2 protein-coding genes are annotated in these 2,100 nt (G+C 39.8%); both read left to right on the forward strand.

The window, feature by feature from the left end:
* Positions 1–302 precede the first annotated feature (302 nt).
* On the forward strand, positions 303–1,190 hold the full coding sequence (locus tag AACP44_RS09115; protein ID WP_339340215.1) for a BTAD domain-containing putative transcriptional regulator: 888 nt from the start codon (positions 303–305) through the stop codon (positions 1,188–1,190).
* Positions 1,191–1,757: 567 nt separating this feature from the next.
* On the forward strand, positions 1,758–1,937 hold the full coding sequence (locus AACP44_RS09120) for a hypothetical protein (RefSeq protein ID WP_339340216.1): 180 nt from the start codon (positions 1,758–1,760) through the stop codon (positions 1,935–1,937).
* The last annotated feature ends 163 nt before the right edge of the window (positions 1,938–2,100 follow it).

Raw genomic sequence — 2,100 nt, forward strand, 5'->3', positions numbered from 1 at the left:
TAAAATAAGCCGAAAATTGATAATAAAAACTAAAAAAAACAATAAATTAATCCCTTGAGAAGGAAACACCATCATGCAAAAACGCAGTCCAGTATTAAAACGCTATTATCCATCACCCCTTTTTGTGATCTAGGCAACGGCTTTATTGCCTTTATTGCCTAAATGACTAATCGCTTAACGTTAATGTTTTAGCGTGCTTAGCCATTGCAATCATGAAAAAAATAGCGAATCCAAAGACGACCAGATCGGATAATGGTACCGCGTCAGAGCGATATGCCAATCTGGATCAGGACCAATCACTAATGAGCGACCTTGCTCGTTTGTGCACTAACGCGCTGGAAACTAATACCGATGCAGAAGCAGCGCAGCGCTTGATTTTGGCCAATAATATAGCGCCAACCAAAGCAGCCTCCGTATTAGAAAATTGGCCTTGGCCACTCAAAATCTATTCACTAGGTCAATTTTCCATTCAAATAGAGGGACAACCCTTACAGTTTTTAGGTAAAGCCCCCATCAAACAATTGCAGCTATTAAAAGCGTTGGTGGCATTTGGTGAAATAGGTGTCAGCAAAGATCAGCTTGCGCAGACACTTTGGCCGGACGCTGAAGGGGACGATGCCCAGCAGGCACTATCAACTACATTGCATCGACTACGGCAGCTAGTCGGCTCCACTATTGTCACTCAATCGCAAGGCAAATTATCGCTATCCCAAACGCATTGCTGGACTGACAAAAGGTGCTTGGACGCTTATTTATTACAAGCCAGTCAGTGCATTAAACACAATCAATTGGCTAAAGCATGGTCATATACCGATAGAGCATTGGCTTTATACCGTGGTCCTTTCTATAGCTATGGCTCATCCACATGGGAGTTATCGACGAGTGAACAAATTCGGCGCAAAATACTCAACCATATTGATCAGCTGGGCGCTCAGTTAGTCGATAACCATTATTATGAGTTTGCCATCCAAGCTTATATGAAAGGTATTGAAATCGATGAGTTACAAGAAGGCTTCTATCAAGGTGCTATCCGTTGCTATAAACAAATGGGGCGTGATGCAGAAGCTCATTCAATCTATAAACAATGCAAAACAATACTCACCTCAGTGTTAGGCATTATGCCTGGCGCAGAAACACTGGCGCTGATTAATAGCAACGCTACTGAAACTAAAACCAGTGTGCCCAAGTAAGATTCACTGATTTACTAGCTAACCCCCCCATTATTGACTATCCATCTTACCTATAAGCTGTTTTACCTGAGCGGCATATCATCAGCGCCTGCGGCGCAATTCATTAATCATAATTACCCTTTGAGCCTTCAGTTAGATATCAACTATTGTTATTAGTTTGTTATCAATAACTATATAGAAGGGGTTCGAGGCAATCGGTTATGGCAAAAGTTTTTATCAAGTTGGCTTATGCTGTTAAGCAATTAAATTGTGATACAAACGACTTGGTCTATAAATATTAATCAATCCCTTGTATTTAAACCTTCCAGCTGATTATCAATAGCTCTTGCTCAGCTACAACAAGTGTACCCAATCTGTAAGATTCATCCAGCTATAAACAAAAACCTTGCTTAACATTAGATTTATCTTTTCCTGTATCAATAGTTTCTCCCTGATTCTGTAATGGCTGTCGCCTAATTTATAACTTTTTTAAATAACTCGTCTATTCGTACCCTATATGTACCTAGTCACACCGTAATCTATGCCTGTGTTCAAACAAACAGCAACCACAACAATAGAGGAGACCTTATGGACAAAAGCTATATTGTTCGTATTTATAAAAACGACAGTAATAGCGTGATCGGTGTAGTGGAAGATACTGAAACCCATACTCGCGGCAAGTTTTCTAACCCGCAAGAACTATGGAATCAAGTCAGCATCAAACGCGAAAAACTACACAGTAATGTCAAGCTTAACGTGGTCGTTTAAACCGAATAGTCATTAATCAATACGCAGTCTGTATGGTTTTTAACTAATGAAAAAGGAAAATTTATTAGGTTCAAAGCATCAGCACCCAACGGGGCTGAAGCTATTAATCCCGATAACTTTTTTGTACTAAAACAATAATTAAACAATTTCCTTTGGAGGAAAA

The sequence above is a fragment of the uncultured Oceanicoccus sp. genome, assembly GCF_963968385.1.
GTDB lineage: Bacteria > Pseudomonadota > Gammaproteobacteria > Pseudomonadales > Dasaniaceae > Oceanicoccus.